22 protein-coding genes are annotated in these 24,541 nt (G+C 49.5%); 8 read left to right on the forward strand and 14 right to left on the reverse strand.

Features of this window, described 5'->3' with window-relative positions:
• Positions 1 to 4: 4 nt before the first annotated feature.
• Entirely contained in the window at positions 5 to 643 is a 639-nt protein-coding gene (locus BGL48_RS12860; protein WP_069363007.1) for a YceH family protein, read from the reverse strand.
• 219 nt (positions 644 to 862) lie between these two features.
• Between BGL48_RS12860 and BGL48_RS12865 the strand changes: the two genes are divergently transcribed.
• Together BGL48_RS12865 and BGL48_RS12870 are read left to right on the forward strand one after the other, a co-directional pair.
• Entirely contained in the window at positions 863 to 1,303 is a 441-nt protein-coding gene (locus tag BGL48_RS12865) for a bactofilin family protein (protein WP_069363008.1), read from the forward strand.
• 12 nt (positions 1,304 to 1,315) lie between these two features.
• Positions 1,316 to 1,741: a DUF3069 domain-containing protein gene (locus BGL48_RS12870; protein WP_069363009.1), complete on the forward strand. Its 426-nt coding sequence runs from the start codon at positions 1,316 to 1,318 to the stop codon at positions 1,739 to 1,741.
• Positions 1,742 to 1,805: 64 nt separating this feature from the next.
• On the opposite strand, the gene aroG is transcribed toward BGL48_RS12870, so the two are convergent.
• Positions 1,806 to 2,888 carry a 3-deoxy-7-phosphoheptulonate synthase AroG gene (gene aroG, locus BGL48_RS12875; protein ID WP_069363010.1) on the reverse strand — a complete coding sequence of 361 codons (1,083 nt, stop codon included), beginning with the start codon at positions 2,886 to 2,888 and terminating at the stop codon, positions 1,806 to 1,808.
• 279 nt (positions 2,889 to 3,167) lie between these two features.
• On the opposite strand from aroG, the gene BGL48_RS12880 reads away from it, so the two are divergent.
• Entirely contained in the window at positions 3,168 to 3,707 is a 540-nt protein-coding gene (locus BGL48_RS12880) for a hypothetical protein (RefSeq protein WP_235607568.1), read from the forward strand.
• A 200-nt stretch (positions 3,708 to 3,907) separates the two neighbouring features.
• Positions 3,908 to 4,105 (forward strand): hypothetical protein, encoded by a 198-nt coding sequence (locus tag BGL48_RS12885; protein WP_131825180.1) that lies wholly within the window; start codon positions 3,908 to 3,910, stop codon positions 4,103 to 4,105.
• 554 nt (positions 4,106 to 4,659) lie between these two features.
• Here BGL48_RS12885 and BGL48_RS12890 read toward each other — a convergent pair.
• On the reverse strand, positions 4,660 to 5,979 hold the full coding sequence (locus BGL48_RS12890) for a DEAD/DEAH box helicase (RefSeq protein ID WP_069363013.1): 1,320 nt from the start codon (positions 5,977 to 5,979) through the stop codon (positions 4,660 to 4,662).
• A 133-nt stretch (positions 5,980 to 6,112) separates the two neighbouring features.
• On the opposite strand from BGL48_RS12890, the gene BGL48_RS12895 reads away from it, so the two are divergent.
• Entirely contained in the window at positions 6,113 to 6,658 is a 546-nt protein-coding gene (locus BGL48_RS12895) for an NUDIX hydrolase (RefSeq protein ID WP_069363014.1), read from the forward strand.
• 92 nt (positions 6,659 to 6,750) lie between these two features.
• Positions 6,751 to 7,233, forward strand: a complete 483-nt coding sequence (locus BGL48_RS12900; RefSeq protein ID WP_069363015.1) for a PaaI family thioesterase — start codon at positions 6,751 to 6,753, stop codon at positions 7,231 to 7,233.
• Positions 7,234 to 7,546: 313 nt separating this feature from the next.
• Here the strand turns inward: BGL48_RS12900 and BGL48_RS12905 are convergent, their stop codons facing one another.
• The 5 genes from BGL48_RS12905 to BGL48_RS12925 all read right to left on the reverse strand — a co-directional run bounded on the left by BGL48_RS12905 (position 7,547) and on the right by BGL48_RS12925 (position 17,584).
• Positions 7,547 to 10,612, reverse strand: coding sequence for an efflux RND transporter permease subunit (locus tag BGL48_RS12905; protein ID WP_069363016.1), 3,066 nt, complete (start codon positions 10,610 to 10,612; stop codon positions 7,547 to 7,549).
• Entirely contained in the window at positions 10,609 to 11,703 is a 1,095-nt protein-coding gene (locus BGL48_RS12910; protein ID WP_106406597.1) for an efflux RND transporter periplasmic adaptor subunit, read from the reverse strand. Before BGL48_RS12910 ends, BGL48_RS12905 begins: the two co-directional genes overlap by 4 nt.
• Positions 11,700 to 12,737 (reverse strand): efflux RND transporter periplasmic adaptor subunit, encoded by a 1,038-nt coding sequence (locus tag BGL48_RS12915; protein WP_069363018.1) that lies wholly within the window; start codon positions 12,735 to 12,737, stop codon positions 11,700 to 11,702. The genes BGL48_RS12910 and BGL48_RS12915 overlap by 4 nt, the downstream gene beginning before the upstream one ends.
• Before the next feature lie 123 nt (positions 12,738 to 12,860).
• Positions 12,861 to 16,373, reverse strand: a complete 3,513-nt coding sequence (locus BGL48_RS12920; protein ID WP_069363019.1) for a hybrid sensor histidine kinase/response regulator — start codon at positions 16,371 to 16,373, stop codon at positions 12,861 to 12,863.
• Between the two features lie 2 nt (positions 16,374 to 16,375).
• The gene (locus BGL48_RS12925; RefSeq protein WP_069363162.1) at positions 16,376 to 17,584 is read right to left on the reverse strand and encodes an EAL and HDOD domain-containing protein; all 1,209 of its coding nucleotides are present in this window, start codon (positions 17,582 to 17,584) and stop codon (positions 16,376 to 16,378) included.
• 181 nt (positions 17,585 to 17,765) lie between these two features.
• Here BGL48_RS12925 and BGL48_RS12930 point away from each other — a divergent pair, with 181 nt between their 5' ends.
• A complete protein-coding gene (locus BGL48_RS12930) occupies positions 17,766 to 17,954 on the forward strand; it encodes a hypothetical protein (protein WP_069363020.1) in 189 nt (62 codons plus the stop codon).
• Positions 17,955 to 18,142: 188 nt separating this feature from the next.
• On the opposite strand, the gene BGL48_RS12935 is transcribed toward BGL48_RS12930, so the two are convergent.
• Both BGL48_RS12935 and phhA read right to left on the reverse strand, forming a co-directional pair.
• Positions 18,143 to 18,484: a 4a-hydroxytetrahydrobiopterin dehydratase gene (locus BGL48_RS12935; protein WP_069363021.1), complete on the reverse strand. Its 342-nt coding sequence runs from the start codon at positions 18,482 to 18,484 to the stop codon at positions 18,143 to 18,145.
• On the reverse strand, positions 18,477 to 19,370 hold the full coding sequence (phhA, locus tag BGL48_RS12940) for a phenylalanine 4-monooxygenase (protein ID WP_077599460.1): 894 nt from the start codon (positions 19,368 to 19,370) through the stop codon (positions 18,477 to 18,479). The genes BGL48_RS12935 and phhA overlap by 8 nt, the downstream gene beginning before the upstream one ends.
• Positions 19,371 to 19,571: 201 nt before the next feature.
• On the opposite strand from phhA, the gene BGL48_RS12945 reads away from it, so the two are divergent.
• The gene (locus tag BGL48_RS12945) at positions 19,572 to 19,877 is read left to right on the forward strand and encodes a DUF6482 family protein (protein WP_069363022.1); all 306 of its coding nucleotides are present in this window, start codon (positions 19,572 to 19,574) and stop codon (positions 19,875 to 19,877) included.
• Positions 19,878 to 19,894: 17 nt separating this feature from the next.
• Here BGL48_RS12945 and BGL48_RS12950 read toward each other — a convergent pair whose 3' ends face one another.
• The 4 genes from BGL48_RS12950 to BGL48_RS12965 form a co-directional block, all read right to left on the reverse strand.
• Positions 19,895 to 20,629 carry an SDR family NAD(P)-dependent oxidoreductase gene (locus BGL48_RS12950; protein ID WP_069363023.1) on the reverse strand — a complete coding sequence of 245 codons (735 nt, stop codon included), beginning with the start codon at positions 20,627 to 20,629 and terminating at the stop codon, positions 19,895 to 19,897.
• Between the two features lie 87 nt (positions 20,630 to 20,716).
• Entirely contained in the window at positions 20,717 to 22,684 is a 1,968-nt protein-coding gene (gene fhuB / locus BGL48_RS12955; protein WP_069363024.1) for a Fe(3+)-hydroxamate ABC transporter permease FhuB, read from the reverse strand.
• A complete protein-coding gene (locus BGL48_RS12960; protein WP_083238603.1) occupies positions 22,681 to 23,544 on the reverse strand; it encodes an iron-siderophore ABC transporter substrate-binding protein in 864 nt (287 codons plus the stop codon). The genes fhuB and BGL48_RS12960 overlap by 4 nt, the downstream gene beginning before the upstream one ends.
• Positions 23,541 to 24,320: an ABC transporter ATP-binding protein gene (locus BGL48_RS12965; RefSeq protein ID WP_069363026.1), complete on the reverse strand. Its 780-nt coding sequence runs from the start codon at positions 24,318 to 24,320 to the stop codon at positions 23,541 to 23,543. Before BGL48_RS12965 ends, BGL48_RS12960 begins: the two co-directional genes overlap by 4 nt.
• Positions 24,321 to 24,541: the final 221 nt, after the last annotated feature.

Below are 24,541 nucleotides of genomic sequence, written 5' to 3' on the forward strand. Positions count from 1 at the left end.
GGTGTTATCGCTCCAAAACAGCCTCTAACATCTGACGTAGCTCCGCCACTTCTTGCTCTAACGCACTCACTCGCATCACCAAAGATGCATCAGTGGTAGGTTCTGACTCCTCCTGCGGTACTGAGTGACTCGGCGTATTCACACCGTCAGTAAATAAATGTTGATAACGCGACTCGCGCTTCCCAGCCTCACGCGGCAATTTTTTTATCCAGTTTGACGCAATCATGTCAGCCAGTGTGCGCTCAACATCTTCGACACGATTAAAAGCACAGAGGCGCTGTGTACGGGTTCTCAACTCCCCGGGCGTCTGAGCACCTCGCAATAACATGACACACAGGATCGCTTTTTGTGGCTCGCTGAGAGTGAGATCGCCAAATTGTGTATTACAGAAACGATGTTGATACTTGGAGACACGACCACCACTGCCCTCTTGCAGGCTCACCAGACGCCTCTCAATCAAGCTCTCTACGATGTCTAATACCTCTGAATCGGCCATCTCATAGACAGGCTCACGATTGCTTTTTTGATTCACGGCAGTGGTCAGCGCATTGAGTGTGAGCGGATACTGTTCTGGAGTGGTCACTTCTTTTTCAAGCAAACAACCAATGACACGTTGCTGATACGCTGAGAGTGTCCTTGACATAACGATGGTCCCATATAGTCGGTTTCATCGAGTTATATCAACTGAATGTCACGCAAGCAATCACTGCGCCGATAACCGCGCAATAATCCATCCAAGGCGACGATCACCAATACTGGTAGCGGGATCACACCTTAGTCATCGGGTTGTGCACCAGAGCGCCACCATCGGCGCACAGCTAATGATATACTTGACCAAAATGATGTATGTGGAGTGCACGACATGGGTCTGTTTAGTTCAAAGTCTACCCCGAGTCATGGCTTATCGATCGTCGCCAGAAACTGTAAAGTGGTCGGTGATATTGATCTTGAAGGGGATATTCAAATTGATGGGTTTGGGGAAGGGAATATCACCCAGGCTAACGCCGTTGTTATCTCAGCGTCTGGCCACTTTCGCGGTACCATCAACGCGAAGCATATCACCATCAACGGCTTGGTCGAGGGACAGTGCGATGCAGACGCTATCGATATTCTCTCTCAAGGCAAGATGAAAGGCGTCCTGAACACCGAGCAATTGACCATTGAAAAAGGGGGACTGCTTGCTGGTGAGAACCGTGCCACCCTCTCAACAGACACCGTGGTGCCATTGGCGGAGCAAGCAAGATCACACGATAAAACAAGCAACGACAAAAAAACACATCCATCCTCCTCAAAACAGTCGTAAGGAAGCCTGTGAATGCCCGACGCTAACCAACCAACGGTCAGCTTTGATAGCTTTTCTCCTGAGCTACAATGCGTGATCCGATACGAGCAAGCCCCTGAAGCCATGTACGCGATGATCGCTTCTGTCCATGACGCGTCCAGTGCCAGTGTCAAAGAGGCGTGGGAAAAACTGCCTGCCAGTGCGCAAAACATTCTCGACAACTATGATCAATTTCATGCACTCGTCGCCATAAGCCAAAGCTATGCTGGTATCGATGCACTGAGCGAGCTGGAAAAAGTGGATTTAAGTGATATGTCTGACGAAGAGCGTGATAACTACAAAGCGCAAATTCTTGATGATGTGCTCAGCTCTTGTGTTAAAGATTTATCGAAGCAACTGAAACAAGCACGCTTAAAGCCAGGATTAAAACGCGAGTTTCAAGCCATTTTCCAAAAATAAATAGGGCCAGTGACACGCACTGACCGCTATGATTCGCCCCCAAGCGTTGGGGGCTTTTTGTAGATTAAGCGGATTCACTGAGTGGCGTGGCCTTTTCGCGGCGTGCTCGCACAGAGGCGGCCAACTGATGGAGGACGCGCTCGGTATCTTCCCAACCAATACACCCGTCCGTAATGCTTTGGCCATAGGTTAGTGACTGACTGTCAGTTAAGTCTTGGCGACCTTCGACGAGATGACTCTCAATCATCACCCCAAAGATCGCTTTGTTACCGGCTGCAATTTGCCCCGCCACATCTTCGCTGACTTCTTTCTGCTTTTGATATTGTTTGCTGCTATTGGCATGGCTCAAATCAATCATCAATTTTTGTCGTAATCCAGCATCGGCCAACGCGCCACAGATCTGATCGACATCACCCGCGTAATAATTAGGTCTTTTGCCCCCACGTAAGATCAGATGACAATCCTCATTACCTCCAGTTGCGACGATCGCAGAGTGCCCATACTTGGTCACCGATAAAAACTGGTGCGGTGAACTCGCTGAGCGAATCGCATCCGTAGCAATCTTGATATTCCCATCTGTGCCATTTTTAAACCCAACAGGACAAGATAGCCCAGAAGCGAGTTCGCGATGCACCTGAGACTCTGTCGTGCGCGCCCCAATCGCGCCCCAACTAATTAAATCTGCCATATACTGTGGCGTGATCATGTCGAGAAATTCACCCGCTGCTGGCAAACCAGAATCTGCGATGTCTAACAGTAAGTGGCGTCCTAATCGCAGGCCATCATTGATTTTAAAACTGTTATCTAAATACGGGTCATTAATCAGGCCTTTCCAACCCACTGTTGTGCGCGGCTTTTCAAAATAAACCCGCATCACCACTTCCAGGTCGGCACTCAATGTCTCACGCAGCTGCTTAAGTTTTTTGGCATAATCACGTGCCGCATTAGGATCGTGAATAGAACAAGGCCCCACAACGACAACCAAACGATCGTCTTGGTCGTTTAGGATCTGATGGATCGCCTGACGCGCCGCAAAGACAGTCTGTTCCGCCGCGTCAGTTGCGGGAAACTTTTCCAATACAGCAATAGGCGGAAGAAGTTCTTTTATTTGCTCAATTCTTACGTCATCCGTTGGGTGTACACTCATGGGCTAATCCTGTGTTTGCATGTCGCGGGTTCACGTAGCTGATTACCACGTTTTCTTTGTTGAACTCTTACGCTAACCTGCCATATTCTTTTGTGCAAATATTTTTTTACGCAAAACACAAACATCAAATCAACAAAAATATTGACACAATCAGACCCGTGGATTAAGCGAACAACAATGTGCGCCGTAACTTAAATATGGGTGCAAGATCGGCGAAGTGATTGCACTGGTTGCGTTGAAGCTATTACACTGATGTTAAATGCAAATGGAGTAAATGCTGTGATCACACGCCTCAGTCAAGCGGCACTATTGGCCATAACCCTGACCGTACCCGCTGTCCATGCGACCAATTTTGATTACAACCATATTCAGGTCAACGTCCTTGCAAACCCGAGTGGGATTGGCGGGCTAGGACGCTTTGCATTTACCGAAGGCGCACACTTTGTCGCCAAAGGGGATACGCAGTTTGAAGGAGACTGGTACACCTCAGGCGGTGTGGGGTTTCATGCCCCAATTAACCAGTTTGTCGATGTGTATGGCGAGTTGGAAGGCGCTTGGTTTCGGCGACCAGACGACGACAAGCATGATACCGGTGATTTTGCTACTGTGATTGGTGCCGGATTACGTGGCTGGGTAGCCCCACCGATTGAAGCCAATCTCTATGTCGGTTCTATCATCTTTGATCAGGACGACACCACCAGCTTGGTGGAAATTGGCGGGCGCTTTCACTCCACTGAAACCTTGTCGCTCGGCGCAACGTGGCGTGCCAATGGCTTGGAACAAAATCGCTTGATTTTTTCTGTCAGATACCTGTATTAATAGCAAACGGTAACCATCTCACTCCCTTGTGTTGCCGTCCAGTGTGACCTCTCTCACTGGTTATATTGTCAAACTAAACTAAGTTTAAGGTATGGACGTAACCGCTATCAAAAGGCGGGCGTCTTAGTGCGTGGTGCAACTCCCACAGCGATGCTTGTTGTGATTGTGCGTGGGAACTGTCGGAGGGTATAACGATGGTGATGACTCAACGTATTGATGAATTTGAAAGAAAGATCCAAGAGGCCTATCAAGAAGGCAACATTGAGACTGCTCATCGCTTGGAAGAGCAAGTAACGATGTTACGGCGACGTCAACTCAAGCCTGCTGCTGATTTCCAAGCCGCCAGCCAAGTAGAAGATTTTCATGAAGTGTCAGACGGTGACTATTACGACAGCTGACCCCGGGCATCGGAACACATAAACATAAAAAAGCCTTCTCCACGGAGAAGGCTTTTCGTTTTTGCTGACTAAAACGAGTGTATAAAAGGGCTCAATCAGCAGATTATTGTGCAGCACGTTCACGGCGAACAATCCACGCCGCAGCAGTGATAAAAGCAACGACCAGTGCAGTTTCCACAGCAATTTTCCCAGTTTAAAAATGATAGACAGAGCGATACGTGTTTTCAGCGACTCAAACTGTTCAAAGGATAAGCGCTTTCCAACAGATGGGCGTAGTCTACGGATAACTCACTGTAAAATCAGCCATAGAATCGATCTCACGCAAAGAAAAGTGAGTTTTTTGCTCAACTCGACAGTTGAACGCATAAAATTTCATCACTAAACATTTTGCGGTGCGACAATGCGCAGCTTTCACTACCGCTGACGATTGCGACTAACAATTAAAGAGAAAACAATCGCCGGATAGCGAGGGAACAGATACCGCTGCGCTTATGGCGCAGCGAGCAGGTTAACGATTAACACTAAGTGACAAACGCGTTGTCACCACTGCGAGGTTAGGATTCTGGCTTAGGTTTCTTTTTGACTAAAGGCGCATCACCAGCAGGTACATTGGTGTAAAAGCTTCTATCACGTTTTTTAGGTGCTTTTTTCTGCGCTTTAGCCGGCTTTTTTTTATGTTTAACTGAATCCGACGGCTTTGATTTTTTCGCTTTTTGCTCTTTAAAGCCTTTGAACTTTCCTTCAAAGCCTTCAATCTTGGTGAAATCGAGTTTTTGCTGCAAAAAGCCTTCGATATTTTTAAAACTACGCCAATCTTTAGGTCCAACCAATGAGTAGGCCAACCCTTGCTGTCCAGCACGACCGGTACGCCCTACTCGATGGATGTATTCTTCCGCATGCTTTGGCATGTCAAAATTAATCACCAAAGACACATTCATTAAATCCAGACCACGCGATGCCACGTCCGTGGTCACCAATACCTCATGAAATCCACGCTCAAACTCGTTCATGATTCGGCTGCGTGTGGCCTGATTCAATTCGCCACTGAGTGCAATTGCTTGGTAGCCTGCCTGAGAAAAACGCTCCGCCAAACGCTCAGTATCAGCGCGTGTCGCAGTAAAAATCATGACTTGCTTATGCGCATTGGCTTTGACCAGTTGCTCAAGCAGCGCGTGTTTATGGTCGAGGTGATCACTCAGCACAAAGTGCTGTTCGATATCGCTATGTAACGCTTCAATTTCTCCTACGGCTACACGTTTAGGCGACTTGAGCATCCCGGCTGCGATATCAGTCACTTGCTGATGATCCAAGGTGGCAGAAAACATCAATGTCTGTCTTAAACGGTGATCAGCATGTTGGTTAACCGTGTCGAGCTGTGCTTTAAAGCCTAGGTCAAGCATGCGATCCGCTTCATCCAAAATCAGCATTTCCAGCCCCGACAAAGACAGATGGCGTTGTTCAAGATGATCGGCTAATCGACCTGGTGTCGCGACCACAAAGGTTGGCGATTGACGAAACACTTTCGCTTGCTCGTTAAAATTCTCGCCACCGAGTACCAAAGCCGGTTTGTGGTTAGTGCCGCTAGTCAGCATACGCAGCTGACCATACACTTGTTTTGCTAGCTCACGGGTCGGCGCCAAGATCAAAACACGCGGATCGCGACGACTGAGGGGTTTAGAACGCAACACACGCTGCATAGCTGGCAACAAAAACGCCAGGGTTTTCCCCGACCCTGTTTTTGAAGAGGCCAATAGGTCTTTGCCTGCCATTACAACGGGAATGGCTTGACGTTGAATGTCTGTTGGCTGTTCAAATCCACGGTGGGCAATAAGCGACAGTAAGCGTCTATCGAGTCCCAGATCGTCAAATTGCAAGGTATCACTCCAAAGGTAAATCAAAAGCAAAAGGCGTACACACGCCAATTAAGGCGGCGAATGCTATCATACTTTAGCAAAAAACACTGCACCAAAAATACTGATGGCACCACGAACAAAGGATCATACGAACATGAATGACACGATACGCTACCAGTGGCAAAAGCTCAGCTTGGTGGAGGCGCATACATACACACCTGATGGCCAGTACCACGCACATCACGTTGTGCGCCACCCCGGGGCCGTCGTGGTATTACCCCTGTCAGACGCTGGCAATATACTACTGCTCAAGCAATTTCGTCCGGCTATCAATCAATGGATTATCGAAGCGCCAGCAGGGACACTGGGAGCGAAGGAGCCACCACGAGACGCCGCCAAAAGAGAGTTAGAAGAAGAGACCGGTTATGTGGCAACTCGCTGGCATCCACTCGGCATCGCTCACCCTGTGCCCGGGTTTTGCGATGAAGTGCAGTATTTTTATATTGCCCAAGCGCTCACATCCACCGAGACGCAACTCGATGACGATGAGTTTATCGAGCCTTATTGGGTAAGCCCTTCCCAGTTACAGGCACTCGTTGCCAATGGACAAATCACAGACACCAAAACCTGCGCCATTATTCTTCGTGCCTTATGCAATGGATTAATCCCAACAATGGATGTCGAATGCCTGAAAAAATAAAGCACTAGGCCACAACTTTGTTAACAAGATGTTGACGACAAATTGAGCATCGATGTAGCGTAACAGGTATGACCAGATAACAAGGAGTGTCTATGTTCTCGTCTCCGTTAGCACGCGCTAATCAACATTTGTCGTTATTCGGCTTCTTAAAAGTGCCGATGATTGGCTGGTGTCGTCCTAAGATCCTCTCCATCGACGATAAACATGTCACAATGCAAATCCCACTGGGGCGGCGTACCAAAAACCACCTCAACAGCATGTATTTCGGCGCGTTGGCGGTTGGCGCTGATGTCGCAGGTGGCTTTCTTGCCATGGCGATGGCTGAGCAACGCGGGGTTAAAATTAGCTTAGCGTTTAAATCCGTCAACGCTGATTTTCATAAACGACCCGAGGATGATGTGGTGTTTACTTGTTTCGATGGCAACAAGATTAACCAGATGATCAGTGAATCAATCGAAACAGGTCATCGTGTTAATCAGCCTGTCACCATTGTCGCCACTTGCCCGAGCCTACACGGGGATGAGCCTATGGCGACCTTTGAATTGACGCTATCGGTCAAAAAAATCGACGACTAACCCACCATCAACGCGCTTATCAGTTCATTGTTTGTCACGTCTTCAGCCAGTCTATCTCCACAATAGACTGGCCCTACTTACCCATAAAGTATAATCAATCAGTTACATAACCCCCCAATACCATTGTGATTTTGGTTCTGAATTCACCATTACATTATTGACTTTACGCAACGCCGATAAAATCGCGAGGTTGCGATGAAATTCACCGAGTTATCAACTGTTTTTGTGGATGAAATTCAAGTTATACACAGGCGCTTTTATCTTAAGATTGAAACACAAAAAAAGCACCGTCAACACGGTGCTTAAGGTGGGGTTATTCAGGGTGATAGCGAATTTGATAGAAGATCCGATATAGCACGGGTACCACTATCAATGTCAGCACGGTGGCAAACCCGAGCCCAAACATGATCGTCACCGCCATCGGCCGGAAGAAAACATCCGGCAACAAAGGGAGCATCCCTAAAATAGTGGTAATGGCTGTCATGCACACCGGGCGTACCCGGCTTACCGCCGCATCGACGACCGCTTGATAGCGTTGCTTACCACTGGCCACTTCGATGTTGATCTGATCGATCAACACAATGCCGTTTTTAAGCAGCATTCCACTCAAGCTTAAAAAGCCCAAAAGCGCCATAAAACCAAACGGCGTATCTAACAACAGCAGCCCTGTGGTGACCCCAACCACCGCTAAGGGAACCGTGAGCCAAATGATCAATGACTCTTTCACCGAATTAAACAACAATATGGTGACCAGGAACATAAACAAATAACCAAGCGGCATAATGCTAAATAAGCCTTCTTTGGCCTCTTGGGAAGATTCATGCTCCCCACCCCACTCGATACTGTAACCTTCAGGCAGAGGAATCGACTCAATATCCGCACGCACGCGGCTTAGCAAGGTCGCCGCGGTGGTTTCCCGCAAGGGATCGGGATCAGCCAACACGGTGAGCATTCTTTTGCGGTTTTTACGCATGATAATCGGATCTTCCCAACGCATGTCGTAATCGAGAATAACTTGCTGTAATGGAATGTAGTCTTTCAATACCGGGCTCCATATTTTCATGCCTTCTAAGGTATTGATATTCACACGCTCCTCATCGGGCAACCGCGCAACGATCGGCATAAGGTTGGTCCCATCCCGGTATACACCAATCCGTTTGCCACTGAATGTCATTGTCAGTAACTCGTCGACATCTTTTTTGGTGATACCATAGCGTCGCGCCTGACTTTCATTAAACGCAGGCTCAAGAACTTTGGTGCGATTACGCCAATCATGGCGGATATTCACCGCATCAGGATCCTGATGCAATCGTGCTTCTACTTGTTTAGCAATTGCGCGTAACTTAGTGGGATCTGAACCAAAAATACGCGCTTCAATTTTCGAGCCAGTCGCAGGCCCTAAGGAAATAGGCTTCAGTTTAAGCTGCGCATCTGGATACTGGCTACGAACATGCTCACGCACCATGCCCATAGTGGGTTTAACATGTTCGTATTGGTCAACGCGGACGATCAGCTCGCCATAGGCGGCATATGTTTTCTCCGGTGAATAGGTCAACATAAAACGTTGCGAGCCTTGTCCGGCACTGGTAGAGACATAGTTGACGCCTTGTTGTTTACTCAGCCAGCTCGACACCTCATCCAAGGTGCCTTGTGTTGCACGAATATCAGTGCCCTCTGGCAGCCAAATATCGACCATAAACATGGGCGTGGTAGAGTCTGGGAAAAACGACTGCTTGAGGTGGCCAAAGCCATAAATACTGGCCCCCAATGCCACTACCATTACCAACAAGGTGATATAGGCGTGATGCATGCAGGCGGTAAGAAAACGTTTATACACCACAAACAGAATCCCGTTGTAGGGATCACTGCCCTCATCCCCTTCGTCGAGCGGAGTTTCTTTGAAAAACACGCTGGCAAAGAAAGGCGTTAATGTGATGGCGGTAAACCAACTTAACAGTAAGGAGATTAATAACACCGTAAATAAGGTGCCACAGTATTCGCCCGTTGCGTCTTCGGACAAGCCAATCGGGGCAAACGCCGTTACCGCGATCACCGTCGCCCCCAGCAAAGGCCACTTGGTTTGCGTCACAATATCGTGAGCCGCCTGTAGACGGGTTCGCCCTCGCTTTAAGCCCACGAGTATCCCTTCGACCACCACGATGGCATTATCCACCAACATCCCTAAGGCAATGACTAACGCCCCGAGAGACACACGTTGCAGGTTAATCTCAAAGTAGTACATGAATACAAACGTACCCAGTACCGTCAGCAATAACACCAAACCAATTAATAGCCCAGAGCGCAGGCCCATAAAAAAGAGCAGTACGATAATCACAATCGCTACCGCTTGGCCTAAACTAGAGACAAATCCGCTGACTGAGGTATCGACCTCATTGGGCTGGTTGTAGACATGATGGACATTGATGCCCACAGGCTGATCACTGTTTAACGCCGCGAGACGCTTATCCACCTTGTCGCCGACTTCTACCACGTTCACACCATCAGCGAACGATATCCCTACTTGTAGCGCTTGTTTACCGTTATACGAAATAATTTGCCGCGGTACTTCTTGATATCCACGCTTTACCTCGGCAACGTCGCGCAAATAAATTAGCCCTTGTGACCCTGCTTCAGTCAGAATTAAGTTACCCAGCTCATCCACGGAGGAAAACTCGCCAGTTGGGTGAATGCGAATATATTCATCACCCACACGCAAGGCCCCGGCGTTGCTCACGAGGTTTTGTGTCGCCAACAAATTAAACAAGGTATCCGGTGCGATCCCTAGGCTACTTAACCGCTGAATCGAGACCTCAATGAAGACTTGCTCTTGCTGCGTACCGCTGACTTGCACCTTGCCTACGCCATCAACAAGCTCAAGCTCGCGGCGTAAAAAGTCGACGTAGTCTTTCAGTTCGCTGTAGCCGTACCCTTCGCCAGTGACGGCTAACATGATCCCAAACACATCGCCAAAATCATCTTTCACCTGTGGCGGATTGACACCAGGAGGAAGCGCGCCACGTGCATCATGGACTTTTCGTCGCAACTCATCCCAAATCTGAGGCAAATCATCAGAGCGGTATTTGGGTTTCATTTTGACCGTGATCTGGGACAGACCCCGACTGGAGATCGAACGTACTTCATCCACATAGGTCAGCTGCTGAACCGCTTTCTCCAGCGGATAAGTGACTTCTTCCTCCACTTGCTGGGGAGTGGCACCTGGATAACTGGTCACCACCATCGCATCTTTGATTGTGAAAGCCGGGTCTTCCAACCGCCCTAAGCCCAAAAATGCAAGGGTGCCGCCAATCAGGAAAATCAGCGTGATCATCCAGCTAATCACTTTATTTTGAATAAAATATCCGGCTACACCCTGCTTCATGATGCGTTTTCCTCTTTCGATGCCAGCGTCACTTTTTGCCCCTCAGATAGGTGATTGGTTCCTCCCACCACGATACGATCCCCTTTAGACACACCATGGGTGATTTCTAGCCGCTGGCCATGAATACGCCCCATCGTTACCCGCCGTTTCGCCACGGTTTGCGTGCGACTGTCATAAATCCATACATAGCTATGGGCTCTATCCAGTGGATCGCCGTCTTGATTAAACACCGCTTCGATTGGCACAGAGAGCCCGGTGCGTGTCAGTTGTAGTCCTTCCCGAGCGATACTGACCTGTACGGGCATACCATCTAAAATAAACTGCTGCTGCGGCATTGGCATGGTGAGCGTCACCACAAAAGCACCACTGCTCGGATCCGGCTCTGCCGTGTATTCATCGATGGTGGCGGGGTAAGACTGCCCTTGCTGAGTTAAGACGTTCGGTTTGAGTCGCGCTTGCACTTCTTCTGCGCTCGCGCCCGTGTTTTGGGTGAATAACACATCCGGCACTTGTACACGAATATCAGCACGTGAAGCATCATGAATGTTCATGATCCCTTGTCCTGGCGCGATGGTTTCAAATGGCTCAACATTCAGCTTAGATATCACCCCGTCAGCTGGCGCTCTGAGCGCAACATAAGACAAACGAAGATTGGCCAGTGCCAGCTCCGCTTGCGCAATTTCACGCTGCGCTTTTAATTCATCAAATTGTGATTGGGCAAGCATACCTTTCTCTACCAGGGGGGCTGAGCGGCGATACTGCGCATCGGCCACGTCAAAACGTGCACTGGCATTCTCTACCGCTAAGCGGTAATCGGTCGGCTCCAAACGTGCCAATACCTGTCCCTGCGTCACGCGATCACCCGCTTTGACATTGATCGCTTGAATTTCCCCCGGTACGCGAAACGCGAGCGTGGCTTTATCAGCTGCTGCCGCCACCGCGGGGAAAGAGATGCGTTCATTTAATGGTTGTTGGCTCACGGTAAACGTGGACACTACCGGCAAAGGAGCAGGTTGAGACTCGGTCTCCGGTTGGCACCCAAACAGCGCCCCCACCGCAAGGACACCAATCAGTCCATGTATTGCTCTCATAATCCTCTCTCCTTCACCCATGCTTTCACACGGTCACCCTCTTTCAGCGCACTGACGCCAGTTGCCACAATCACCTCACCATTTTCTAGGCCCGAAACGACTTTTCCTTCACGCAAGGTGACTGGGGTTAGCTTAACTTCACCGTTATCACCAACGCGCCATACGGCCGTTCCCTCATTCGTCTCGAGCACGGCAGACTGAGGCACTTGCGTTTGCGACTTAGTAGGAATGGTGGCATGCACTTTTGCTGCCATTCCCGGCAAAACATTGATGGCGTCAGGTCGATTTAAACTCACAGTGACATGGTAAGACGCCGTTTTAGGATCCGCCTCTGTATCAATTTCCTTAAACTGCGCGGGAAACTGGCGTGATGGGTGGGTGTCAAATGATACGCTTGGGACCAAATTATCCGCATGCTGTGCAAAGTAATGGAAATAGCGTTCTGGCAATTGAAAGCTGACATTAATGATGTCTTTGGATTGAATGTGTAGCACTGGCGCTTGTGCTTGTGCGAATTCATTCTCCTCTTTCATTCGGAGTGAGACCGTCCCCGCATACGGCGCTTTTAGTTGCGTATAATTCAGATTTGTCTGCGCTTGCTCTAGACCAGCCGCCGCTTCACTGAGTGCCGAGCGGGCTTCATCGAACCTTTGCTCGGCGATCACTTTATTATTGTGCAGGCGTTCGGCACGGTTAAACTGTACCTGAGCAAGCTGATATTGCGCACGCGCCTTATCCAATTGCAGCTGATATTGCTGGCTGTCTAACGCCGCCAGGACTTGCCCTTTCGCAACATCCATACCTGCTTTTATCGGCATTGACTCAATCACGCCTGATACACGAAATGAGAGCAAGGCTTTATCATCCGCTTCAACTTGGGCAGGAAATTGGCGGGCGAGTCCATCTTCATTCGTCACTACCGCCAGTAATTTTGCTGGCCGAGGCGGTGTTTCAGACGGTGCTGACACCTTCGGCTCACCACAGCCAGCTAGGGAGAGAGCGAGGCAACCGCTCAATACAAAACGCATTATCATCAGTTTTTCCTTACAATAAAACCCAGGGTCCGACAGCGTTTGTCGGGCCCTAGGTCTTTGATGGGTCATTGTTTTTATCTTATCCCGCGCTAACGGCTATGCTAACCAGTGCCGGATAATGTATCAAGATGTTTCAGAGAGGTGCTCTGCCTGTTGAATCACCTGTGTTGTCTGATCCTCTATCCGCTGAAGGTAGGGATGTAGCGCCTCCAACTCATCATGCGGTGACTTTTCTAACTCAAGACATGTTTGTGATAGTGCTTTGGCGCCGATCATGGCGGCCGCTCCTTTCATTTTGTGGCCAAGTTTTTTAATTTTTTCGATATCTTGTTCTGCAAACGCGGCCTTCAAAGCCTCTAAATCATTGGTTTGGTTTTTTACGTACTTATCAAGCAGCATTTTTACCAAGTCCATGCTATCACCGATTTGGTCTTTGACATGCTGGATGTCAATGGGGGGTGAGGTGTCGCTCATTGTATTCCCTCCGGATGGCTGCTCTGGTTCTGGTTCTGGTTCTGGTTCTGGTTCTGGTTCTGGTTCTGGTTCTGGTTCTGGTTCTGGTTCTGGTTCTGGTTCTGGTTCTGGTTCTGGTTCTGGTTCTGGTTCTGGTTCTGGTTCTGGTTCTGGTTCTGGTAAGGAGTTTGTCTCTGTGGACGCATCTGTAAAGTGCTCACTGGCTAAGTCATCCAAGGTCGTTTCCTCTTCGTCAGTGGTTTTATCGCCATAACTGACCGCATCTGGATGAGCATACAGGAGTAACAATTCAATGAGTTGATCTTTACTGAAGGGCTTAGCGAGATGTCCGTTCATCCCTGCCTCCACACAACGCTCTGCATCGCCAGAGAGCGCGTTAGCCGTCACTGCCAAAATGGGCGTGTTTTTGTCGAATTTTCGGATCTCACGCGTGGCTTCAAAGCCATCCATTTCCGGCATTTGACAATCCATTAAGATGATATCGAACGGTGAAGACTTATGAAGTTCTAACGCTTCTTTACCATTGACGGCCAGCGCACGCTGACAGCCTAGTTTAGATAAAATAATGTCAATCAATTCTTGGTTCACCAAGTGATCTTCAGCCACGAGAACGTTAAGGTTGAATTGGATATCATCATACTGCCCAGCCACAGGCTCAGGCTCTGTCAATGCATTCTCATCCTCGTTTAATACACGATACAGTTCAACGTGATAAATCGGACAAGTCAGCGTCGCCATGCCAGTGTCATGATGGCCATCATGGCTAATTGCGACCGATTTTTGCGCTTTGCCCACTAACGCCTGGCAACTTTGCATTTTATCTTGGTCAATCATCAACACAGCGTCGCTGAGATCGCCAACGATTAATGCGTTTCCATCGCTTTTAGCCACTAAACGCAAACCAAGTCGGTCTAAGTAGGCGGATAGCGTATCGATCAAAATAGCATCTTCCGACACCAAGTAGATGGAATCACTCTCTATCCCCGCTTCTAGCTTGGATTGGGCTAATAACTGAGAGTCAGGATCGCTGATCGTGACGGGCACTTCGGCGGTAAAAGTGGTTCCCTGGTTCTCTTGGCTGCGGATGTAAATGTCACCATCCATAAGCCGCAATAATTTACGACAGACTGGTAAGCCCAGTCCCGTGCCTTGATAAGAACGCGAATAGGAGTTGTCGACCTGGGTAAAGTTCTCAAAAATGGCTTCGTGGCGGTCTTCCGGGATCCCGATCCCTGTATCTTCTACTTCCATGACCAATGTTACTGAGCCATCACCCGTTTGCCGTTGGAATAACCGCACAGCAATATGCCCCTGCTTGGTAAACTTAACGGCGTTGCCGACCAAGTTTATGATCACCTGCTTATAACGCGTGGCATCTAACTCAATGTCACAGGGCATATCAGGGTCGATATAACAGTGTATGCGCAACTGTTTTTCCGCTGCTTTTGCGGTAAAAATACTTAAGGATTCGTGAACAAGCTCCGCCAAATCTAATGACTGTTTGGTGAGCGTCATCTTTCCAGCTTCAATCTTAGTTAAATCGAGCACATCGTTAATGATATTCAGCAGCGCGGTCGAAGAGTGCTGTAAGGTATCAACAAAATAGCGTTGCTGCTGATTGAGCGAGGTCTCCATCAAAAGGTTAGACATGCCAACAATGCCGTTCATGGGTGTGCGAATCTCGTGACTCATCATTGCTAAAAAATTGGTCTTTGATTCGTTCGCCCGCTCTGCTTGCTCCTTAGCTCGTGCCATTTCTTTTGAGATCATGTCATTCAACGACTTCTGCTGCACAAAGTGCACCATAGCACTCAGACTTGATAGTATCGGCTCAATCCAGCCTTGAAGCTCTTCATTGTAGGTGGTCGATTCATCAAACAAGCACACCACCCCCACCATCTGGCTCGACATATATAGGGGCGTACCATAAACGTTAATAATCATTTTCTGATTATTTCCTGCCACACTCGCCATTTGCAGACTACGTTTGCTTTGTTTGGTCTCAATGATTTCCTCAATCAGTGCTCGCACAAACTCTTCACCAATAAACTCATTCTTCACCAATCGAGTTTGTGCGAGCACTTTATAAGGCAGATTGGTTTTGATCGGATCATCATCGCTGTGACCCACCTCGACAATAATGCCATGATTACTTTCCCCTATTCGTAATAGGATCTGCAAAACATCTTGGAAACTCTTACCGAAATCTTCCCTGATCAGAAACTTATCTTGTAAGCTTTTCATCGCAGAGAAAAGTTCAGCCCCTTTAGATACTTTTTGTTTATCGAGGTGCTGTTCCGTGATATCGCGAATAATCGCCACGTTCAGTGCTCTCGGGTCTTCATCTTTGATGGGCGTTGATTTGACCTGCACAATACGGACACCTTGATCCGTATCTATCTCGTATGACCGCTGTAACTGCCCTCCAAGACCATAAAGCGCTTGTGAAAAATAGCCGCGTGAATTAGGGCTGACGCGAGAAATAATCGTCGATAAGCTGATCGCTTCGTCGGGCACAGATTCTAATTCGAATAACTTCTTAGCCGAGTCATTAATAGTAATAATACTGTGCTTATCGCCGAGCACTAATAGCGCATCAGTGTAACTATGAATCACTGTATTTAAATACGCACGACTTTGTTCCGCTCGATTGATCTGCTTAGCGTATTTCCAAATAAAAAAACCAACCAACAAGTTCAACAGAATGATTTGCGTGGCAGTACGGAGAATTTCTGTGTTGAGCTCTTTATCTATGTATCGACTATCTTGGTAGATAATCAACCTACCCACATCGACAGATTGGCCTCCCTGATCATAGACCAAGGAAACGTTGATTTCTTTTAACTCATCGCTTGACCGCATGCCTTTAGAGTCAGTCACATAACGAAATTGTTCATTGCTATCCGTCAGCTCAAGGCGATGGATATAACGAGAGCCCATTTCACTGTCTAAATCATTTTGAACATTATTAAAGTCATAATTCCACATCAAAGTAGGAAGACGTTGCTTTAGGCGTTGAGTGATCGAGTTAATATCTTGGCTCATATCAGACTCAAGTCGCTCTTTGGCTACATGATAATTATAGTAACCAAACACACCCAATAGTAAGGTAGCTAGTACAATTAAAATAACAGCGAGCCACATACCTACTTTATTCATCATGATCACACCTGCATTGTCGCCGCCAGGGTTTGAGTTTGGTATCGGGCTTTCTCAAACGCTTTCAAGACCGCACGCTCCCTTAGCGCCATTTTCTCACACAGTGATCCAACCCAATCCCAATTCGCATGCTCAATATGTTTACATAGTTCTAAGAGGTCACCATACGGACCTGATCGTGATAATAATGCTAGTTTTGCCGGTTGGTTGAGGGAAAGCTTTTCTACGACATCCTCCATGGGCACGCCTAACATCGCATCAAGGAGTGAAAACGCGCCCACCAAAAAGGCTTCATCAGGATCCAGGTCGTTCAATAGTGGACCTGCTTGCTGCATAAAAATAGCCCGAAGGATCGCCGCATTCTGCAGGTGTGAGCATTCTTGATGATTCATGTTCGACATAATTAACAGCGAGATCAGTCGCCGCAATGACTCTAACCCAAGATACACCACCGCTTGTTTGGGATTAGTGATCGCTTTCTTTTTTGACTTCGCTAAGATATTCGCACTTGTGACGACTTTGTAGAGTAACGAGACATCGCGAGAAATAACCTCTGTGATTTCATCGATATCGTGGGGGCTGCGATTAATCACGATACACGCATCCAATAAACTAATCACTGAGGGGGCCACATCACTATGGCTTTTAATCACAGGCTGCTCAAAAAAATACCCTTGAAACAAGCTGAATCCGAGTTGTTTGGCCAACACAAACTCTTCGTTGCTCTCTACTTTGCTGGCCAAAAAGCGTATATCCGGGTAGTTAGCAATCCCCTCCGTCCAATCGGAAAGGTTTTCTGTCGCCATACTGACACGGACAACCCCGAACAGGTGTAAGTGCCTTTGCCAGCGACTCGTGAAGACATCACTCTCTCCTAAAATGGTAAAGCCAGCTTTCTGGTAAGACTCCAGTTGCTTCACCAGCATCGGCGTCGCGTTACACTTTGCGGTGACACAAATCACTAGAGATTTAACCGGAATCGAAAAGGGGATCTCATCAAGCAGTGCTGCCTCCGAAAAGCTCACCACGTATCGTAAGCTATCATCGAGCTCTTTCCCTGACAAAAAGTTGGCACTGAGAATACGTGACGTCGCCGTATCTTCATCAATTGAAGGAAACTTATTTTCTTGGCCCTCCCTAAACAGAAGCTCATTGCCCCAATGATTTTGCCCTTCGTTAAAGATGGGTTGGCACGAAAAAAAGATTTCACTCACCACTCACTCTCCCTAAAACAAACCTTTACTACAAACGTAGACCAATGGCGCGGGGTCTGAGCCTTTTTTTTGATGTAACTGAGTGTGTTAAGTCCAACTACTTGGCCCACGTTCGTCTTTTGCTTGGGCAAAATCACGATTTTTGCTAGGCTCTGCGTTAAGCATATTACGAGGTACATTTATGGATATTTTGAATCAACTGGCCGATGACGCCCCCGAGCATGAGCCAGAGACATTGCCCTCACTCGACGAACAAAAAGCGATTGTGGCAAAACTCAAAGCGCTTGAGGAGAAAGGTGAGCTCACTGACGAAATCCTAGCGCAGTATTTTGCCGTTAAGCAAAAAGACACAAGCGACGAAGAAGAGTAGGCTCAACACGATAAAGTGACCGTGTCACTTTTTCAATCTATCCTATTCTACGGCCAAGAGTCGTAAGAAGAGTAAAAGATTGCCGAGAAGTGGTGATGAGATCGCAGGATGGATACTTGCGTGACTGGGATAGATAGCAAGTGAGCGAAAAAGAAACGCCCCGAGATCACACTCAGGGCGTTTTTGGTTTACTCAGGGACAATGCCGTCGGTTTTCGCCGCACAAATAAAATCATTTTTGTGCAGGCCTTTGATCTTATGCGACCACCAAGTCACGGTCACCTTACCCCACTCCAGCAAGATAGCGGGATGGTGTCCTTCTTGCTCAGCCAGCTCAGCCACTTGGTTGGCAAACGCCCACGCCAACTTAAAGTTGCGGAAGGTGAACTCACGTTCGAGCTGATCAATCCCATCTCGTGTTACTTTACGCCACTGCGGAATGTCTTTAAGCAGCGCTGGCATTTCCTCAGCACTGACCAAAGGGGCATCAATATTACAGGCTTCACATTTCAACTCAGTTAGTTCAGACATGTTGCGTTTCCTTTTGCTGTTCTGTCTTTTTCGGTTTGGGCGGGAACAAAGGCGCATGGAGGCCCAGTTCCATGGCTTGATGCACATCAGCAATCAAGTCACGTTGACTGATGGCAAATAAATCGTCAATCGACTCAATGGTAAAGTAAATGGGTTGCATGATGTCAATCCGATAGGGCGTGCGCATGACATCTATCACTTCTAAAGGCTTACGCACCGCTTTGTCGCTATTAAAGGCGTACTCGGTCTCCGCCGGCGACGACAAGATCCCGCCGCCATAAATACTGCGATTGCCTTGCGAATCACTGAGTAAACCAAACTCGACCGTAAACCAATATAAGCGTGCAAGATAGACGCGCTCTTTGGGCGTGGCTTTCTTACCCAGTTGGCCGTACATGTGGGTAAACTCAGCGAACGCTGGGTGAGTCAGCATCGCGCAGTGACCGAAAATCTCATGGAAGTAATCCGGCTCTTGCAAGTAATCAAAGTCTTCTTTGGTGCGTAAAAAGGTCGCCGCAGGGAATTTCTTGTCCGCCAATAAGGCAAAGAAATGGTCGAAATCAATCAATGCAGGCACAGGAGCCACTTGCCAGCCCGTCTCTCGCATTAACACTTCATTCACATCTGGGATCTGTGGCACCGTATCATGCGGCAAGTCGAGCATGCGTAGTCCGTCTAAATATTCCTGACACGCTTTGTCTTTGATACACGCAAGTTGCCGTGTGACTAACTGGCGCCATACATCGTTTTCTTGTGCCGACCAGGCTACTCGGCCCAGCTCATCAACGGGTTTGGATTGGTATTTACTCTGTTTCACGTTCACCGCCTTGTGTCGTTGTCTGGCGTAAAAAATCGCGCGTAAACAGCGGCAGTCAGCCTTACGCATTGTCTCCGTTACCCACAGGTTACGTCGACTTTGCAGAGAAAATCATCTCATTGCCACGGTTTTAATTTTACCTTTGCGTAACATTTATTTTACATTACAGACTGAAAAGGGGGCTGCGACTGATAATGCTTTACCCTCGAGGGATCCGCGTGCTTGCATGGCTCGTAGTGGCTGGGGAAGGCCTAACCGCAAGGACGAGTGATGAATTTACAACTGAGCGAACTGATAAATTGCGACAACATTGACAAGATTCAGATCCGTGGCATTGATGGCATGTTGTATCAAGCCATCGCCTTTTTGCGTCACGGGGATACGGTGGAGCAGAAGCTGATTTATCACGGCGATAAGCCCTACTTATCTCGCAGCTTGCTGGCGGTGAAAGAGGATTTTGAATGGGTTAACGCCGCGCAGTACGTGTTAGTGACCGACACGGCATACGATGAAATGATAGGACTAGGAAGCGAAAAGCCTTTGTCGACCCTAGAGCAGCCATTGCATTGGAAGTGACTCGATAATGCCCCAGTCTACGGGGCAATTTCTTCTCCATCCCATGCAAACAGACGCCCGGTGTGACGACTGTCGAGGCCATCCAATACCGACAATAAGTAGCCAGCCGATTGAGCCGGGCTGAATAGCTTGCCGGGCTTAACATTGGCTTGAAAGGGCGCGGATAGACGACTGTCGACGGTCCCCGGATGCAGGCCAACCACAGTTAATGATTTATCTTGGCGGCCAAGTTCGATGCTCATGCCTTTGATTAACATGTTCACCGCCGCTTTGCTTGCACGGTAGGCATACCAACCGCCCGCACGGTTGTCACTGATACTGCCCACGCGCGCCGACAAGATAGCGAGCTTCGCCTCAGCGTTGCGTTTCAATTTGGCCGCAAGGTGTTTGCTCAACAGCAGCGGCGCCACAGCATTTACATCAAACAGCTGGTGCATCGCCTCACTGCTGCACGCCGCGAGTCGCTTTTCTGGACTGACCGCATCATCATGCAGCATCCCCGAGGCAATGATCACCGCATCTAAATGGTTGTCGTCGATGTGTTCGGCCGCTGCTTGTATTGATGCTTCATCGCGAATGTTCACCGCCACAGGAGTGACCTTTTCACTTATCTCAGCAAGTGGCGCGGGGTGACGCCCCAAGGCAAAGACTTGCTGAATGGATGGCTTGTCGAGCAATGCACGGCAAAAAGCTTCACCGATCGCGCCGCCTACGCCGACAACCGCCACACGCTGCATGGAATCACTGTTCATTCTTTTGGCTCCTAAAACAAAAAGAGATGCAAACTGCATCTCTTTAGTTAGGGATGAGGCGATCCTGTCGATCACCGCACGTTAAAACTATAGCTTACGTAACACAATCATTAGGTAGAGCCCACCTATCAAGGAAGCAATGATCCCAGCCGGCATTTCTTGCGGATACAACCATTGTCGTCCGAGCCAATCGGCAAACAGCATCAATCCCATACCAATCAATCCGGCGGTGACCATATGCGCCCGGGCATTTTTCGCCCCCCAGCTACGCGCAATGTGCGGGGCCATCAGCCCGACAAAACTGAGCGGCCCCACTACCAAGGTGGCACTGACGGTCATGACGGCGACGAGGGCCAGCAACAGCATGCGGGCACGCCCTACCTTAACCCCCAGCGATTGAGCGGTTTCGCCACCGAGTGGCAAAATATCGAGCCAACGCTGGCACATTAATCCTAGCGCCACCAGCACGGCGGTAACCAAGGCCAATGTCGTCACCGTGCTGTCAGTCACATAGTAGGTTGAACCTGAAATCCACGCGAGCACTTGATACGCGCGAGGATCGCCCCCCGCCATCAAGAAGCTTTGCACCGCTTGCATCAGTGCTGCGATGGCGACGCCAGTGAGCAATACCTTTTCTGGCTGAAAGCCAGTTTTGCGATTAAGCAGCACAATCAACGCCAAGGTTGCCCCCGCACCGATTAGACCACCGACATATAAGCTCACCATAGATGCGCCCATGCCAGCAAAGATAGTGACAATCAGTCCCAGCGCCGTGCCGGCACTGATCCCCATCACTTCAGGGCTCGCCATCGGGTTAGCACTTAAACGCTGAAGCACGGCACCGGCAACAGCAAGCACACCACCCGCCAATGCCGCGGCCAGCAAGCGTGGCAAGCGCCACTCCAACAAGGACCAATCGCCGCTGAGCGCCAGCCACTGCCAGCCCTCACTTTGACGCGATACGGTAGCAAAAATCACCACACCCAACACCAGTAACATCAGCGTTCGGCCTAGTGGCCAATCCTGACGTGGTGCAGGCGTCCCGGCATGCATTTGTTGGCGTTGGCGATTCCCCAGTGACACCCGTGGCAACAACCACAAAAGAAGAGGCGCCCCCAACGCTGCTGTCGCTGCCCCCGTGGGGACCATCATGGCCCGACGGCCAGGTAACAGTTGGACAGCCAGATCAGTGGCTGCCAACATCAAGGCGCCTAAAATCATCGCTAGGCTCAATCGGGTGATAAGCTTGCGAGCGCCACATAAACGCGCAATCGCGGGCGCGGCGAGACCGACAAAGCCAATCACGCCAATCAAGCTGACCACCCACGCGGTCAGAAGCACCGATAGCCCCAGCGCAATCACGCGGATTTTCGCCAGTGATACCCCTAAGCTTTTTGCCCCTTCATCAGACAGACTCAGGACGTTGAGCGGCTTTAACAAGGCAAGGATCAACACGACCGCCAGCCCAATACGTGGCAATAAGGCTTGCACACTGTGCCAATCGGTTTGCACCATCGAGCCCGCGCCCCACACCATCATGCCGTGTAGCGCTTCTTGATTCATCAACAGCAGCACGGTGCTGAGCGCACCGCAGTACAGATTTAAAATCAAACCCGCGATCACCACTACGGTGGGCGATAGGCCGCGTCGCCATGCCAGCGCAAACACCACCAGCATGGTCAGCACCCCGCCAGACATCGCCACCATCGCGCTCGACCAAGTCAGTAGCCAAGGGGCATAAAGCGTCGCAAGCATCAGCGCCAAGCTGGCGCCATTCGCCACCCCCAGCGTCGACGGTGAGGCCAAGGGGTTACGCAATACCTGTTGCATCAAGGTACCGGCCAGCCCCAAACACGCCCCCGCCAGCAATGCGGTGACCAAGCGTGGCCACCAGGTTAAATGCATCACCACCCCAATCGACGCGCTGTCATCCAGCGACCACAGCGACTGCCAGAGCATAGATGCATTCACATCCCACTGCCCCAACTGAGTGGAGGCGAGGCTTAACAGTGCGGCCAGTAATGCCAATGGCACCCATAACAGACTCAGTTTCATGACTGCCCTCCTTGCTCGGTCAATGCCGCGGTCACAAGGCGGGCAAATCGTAACGCCGATGGAATCGCACCAAAGCTCCACACCGGGTCAATCATCAATGGTGTGTGTCCCGTGCGTTTAACCAAATATTGCCAAAACATATTAGTCTTTAGGGTTTGCTCGACGCCCGCGGGGAGTGGGCGCACAATCACTAGTTGCGCATCAAGGTCAAGCAGCTCGCGGGTGGAGACCATGCTAAATCCCCAACTGTTGGTGGTGTTTTGCCACGCATTGCTGAGCCCCAATTCACTGATAGCGGCATGATACAAGCTGTTCGTCCCAAACACCCGTACATGGTTGGGGTCGAGAAACTGGATCATCAGCAGCGGGGGCTGTTCGCCGGGAATAGTATCGCGCAAGCTCGCCAATTGCTGTTTCGCATTGGCAATCAGGGTTTCACCAGCATCGGGACGATTGGCTTCGCGTGCAATTTGCCGCGTCACGGTTTTTAGCGATGCCCAGCTTAAGCCACTTTCATACAGAGGAATCGAGCTAACCGGCGCAATGGTACTTAGCTTGGGCTTCATCGCCTTAAAAATGGGTGAAATTAGAATTTTATCGGGGTGAAGCTCGGCCAAACGCTCCATGTTCGGCTGGGTGCGAAGCCCAATATCGACAGTGTCCTCTGGAATGGGCGGGGCTTTCACCCACGAATTGTAATCTGCCTTTTGCGCGACCGCGACTGGGGTAATGCCTAGCGCCAACAAGGTTTCAGTTTGGGTCCAATCCAGCGAGAGAATACGAGGCGACGCGCTGGCGCTAGCCGACATCATGGCCGCGGTCAGCCAGACCATAAGCGTCAAGAACGAAGACTTGATCATACCGGCGATAACTCCCCCGGCATCGCAACCGCATAGCCGGCAGCATGATCGGCAATCGGCATCTCAATGCCATAAATCGATTTGAGCGCCGACTCTTGAAACACATCGCTAACCGCGCCTTGAGTCAGGATTTGCCCGCTATGCAAGGCGACAATCTCATCACAAAAACGCGCCGCCATATTAATGTCGTGCACCACGATAATGATGGACTTATCCAGCTCTCGGCTGAGTTTGCGCACCAAGGTCATCACTTCAACTTGGTGGGCCACATCCAGCGCAGACAGCGGCTCATCGAGCAGTAAGTAACGCGTTTGCTGTGCCAGCAGCATCGCAATCCACAGCCGTTGGCGCTCGCCGCCCGATAAGGTATCGACTAGGCGCTCGGCATAATCTTGAGTGCCAGTCAGTGCCATTGCCTCGTTGATCGCTTGATGATCGGCTTTGGTCAACCGCCCCAGCAAACCATGCCAAGGATAGCGACCAAAACTGACCAACTCATACCCGGTTAAGTTATCGGTTGCCGGTAAATGCTGTGGCAAATACGCCACCTCGCGCGCAAACGCTTTTTCCGACCATTTTGATAAGGGCTTTTGGTCTAATGTGATCTGCCCGCTACTGGTTGCTTGTTGCTGCGCTAACAGTTTTATCAACGTCGACTTGCCCGAGCCATTGTGCCCGACCAACGCACAGATTTTTCCCGGCGTAAACGACAAGCTCACCTTATCGAGTAACACGTTTCCGTTGACGGCAAACGCAACGTCCTTTGCCTCTAACATATCCCGATCCTACTTTCGCAAACACAAGCGCGTGGCACTTGCCCGTTATCTCTGAGAGCGGTAATTTTCCGATGCTTAAAAGGTAAATGCAAACCATTTTGATTTCGCTTTGTACGCTTAGCGCTTGTTAATCAGAGAAATTAGACCTCAACCCCGTCAGCATCAGGGATCCAAGCGCCATTCAGCGTCGTATCGCCAATGGTGAATAAAAGATTGTTGTT

This window comes from Salinivibrio sp. SS3, from assembly GCF_001722105.1.
Taxonomy (GTDB): domain Bacteria; phylum Pseudomonadota; class Gammaproteobacteria; order Enterobacterales; family Vibrionaceae; genus Salinivibrio; species Salinivibrio kushneri.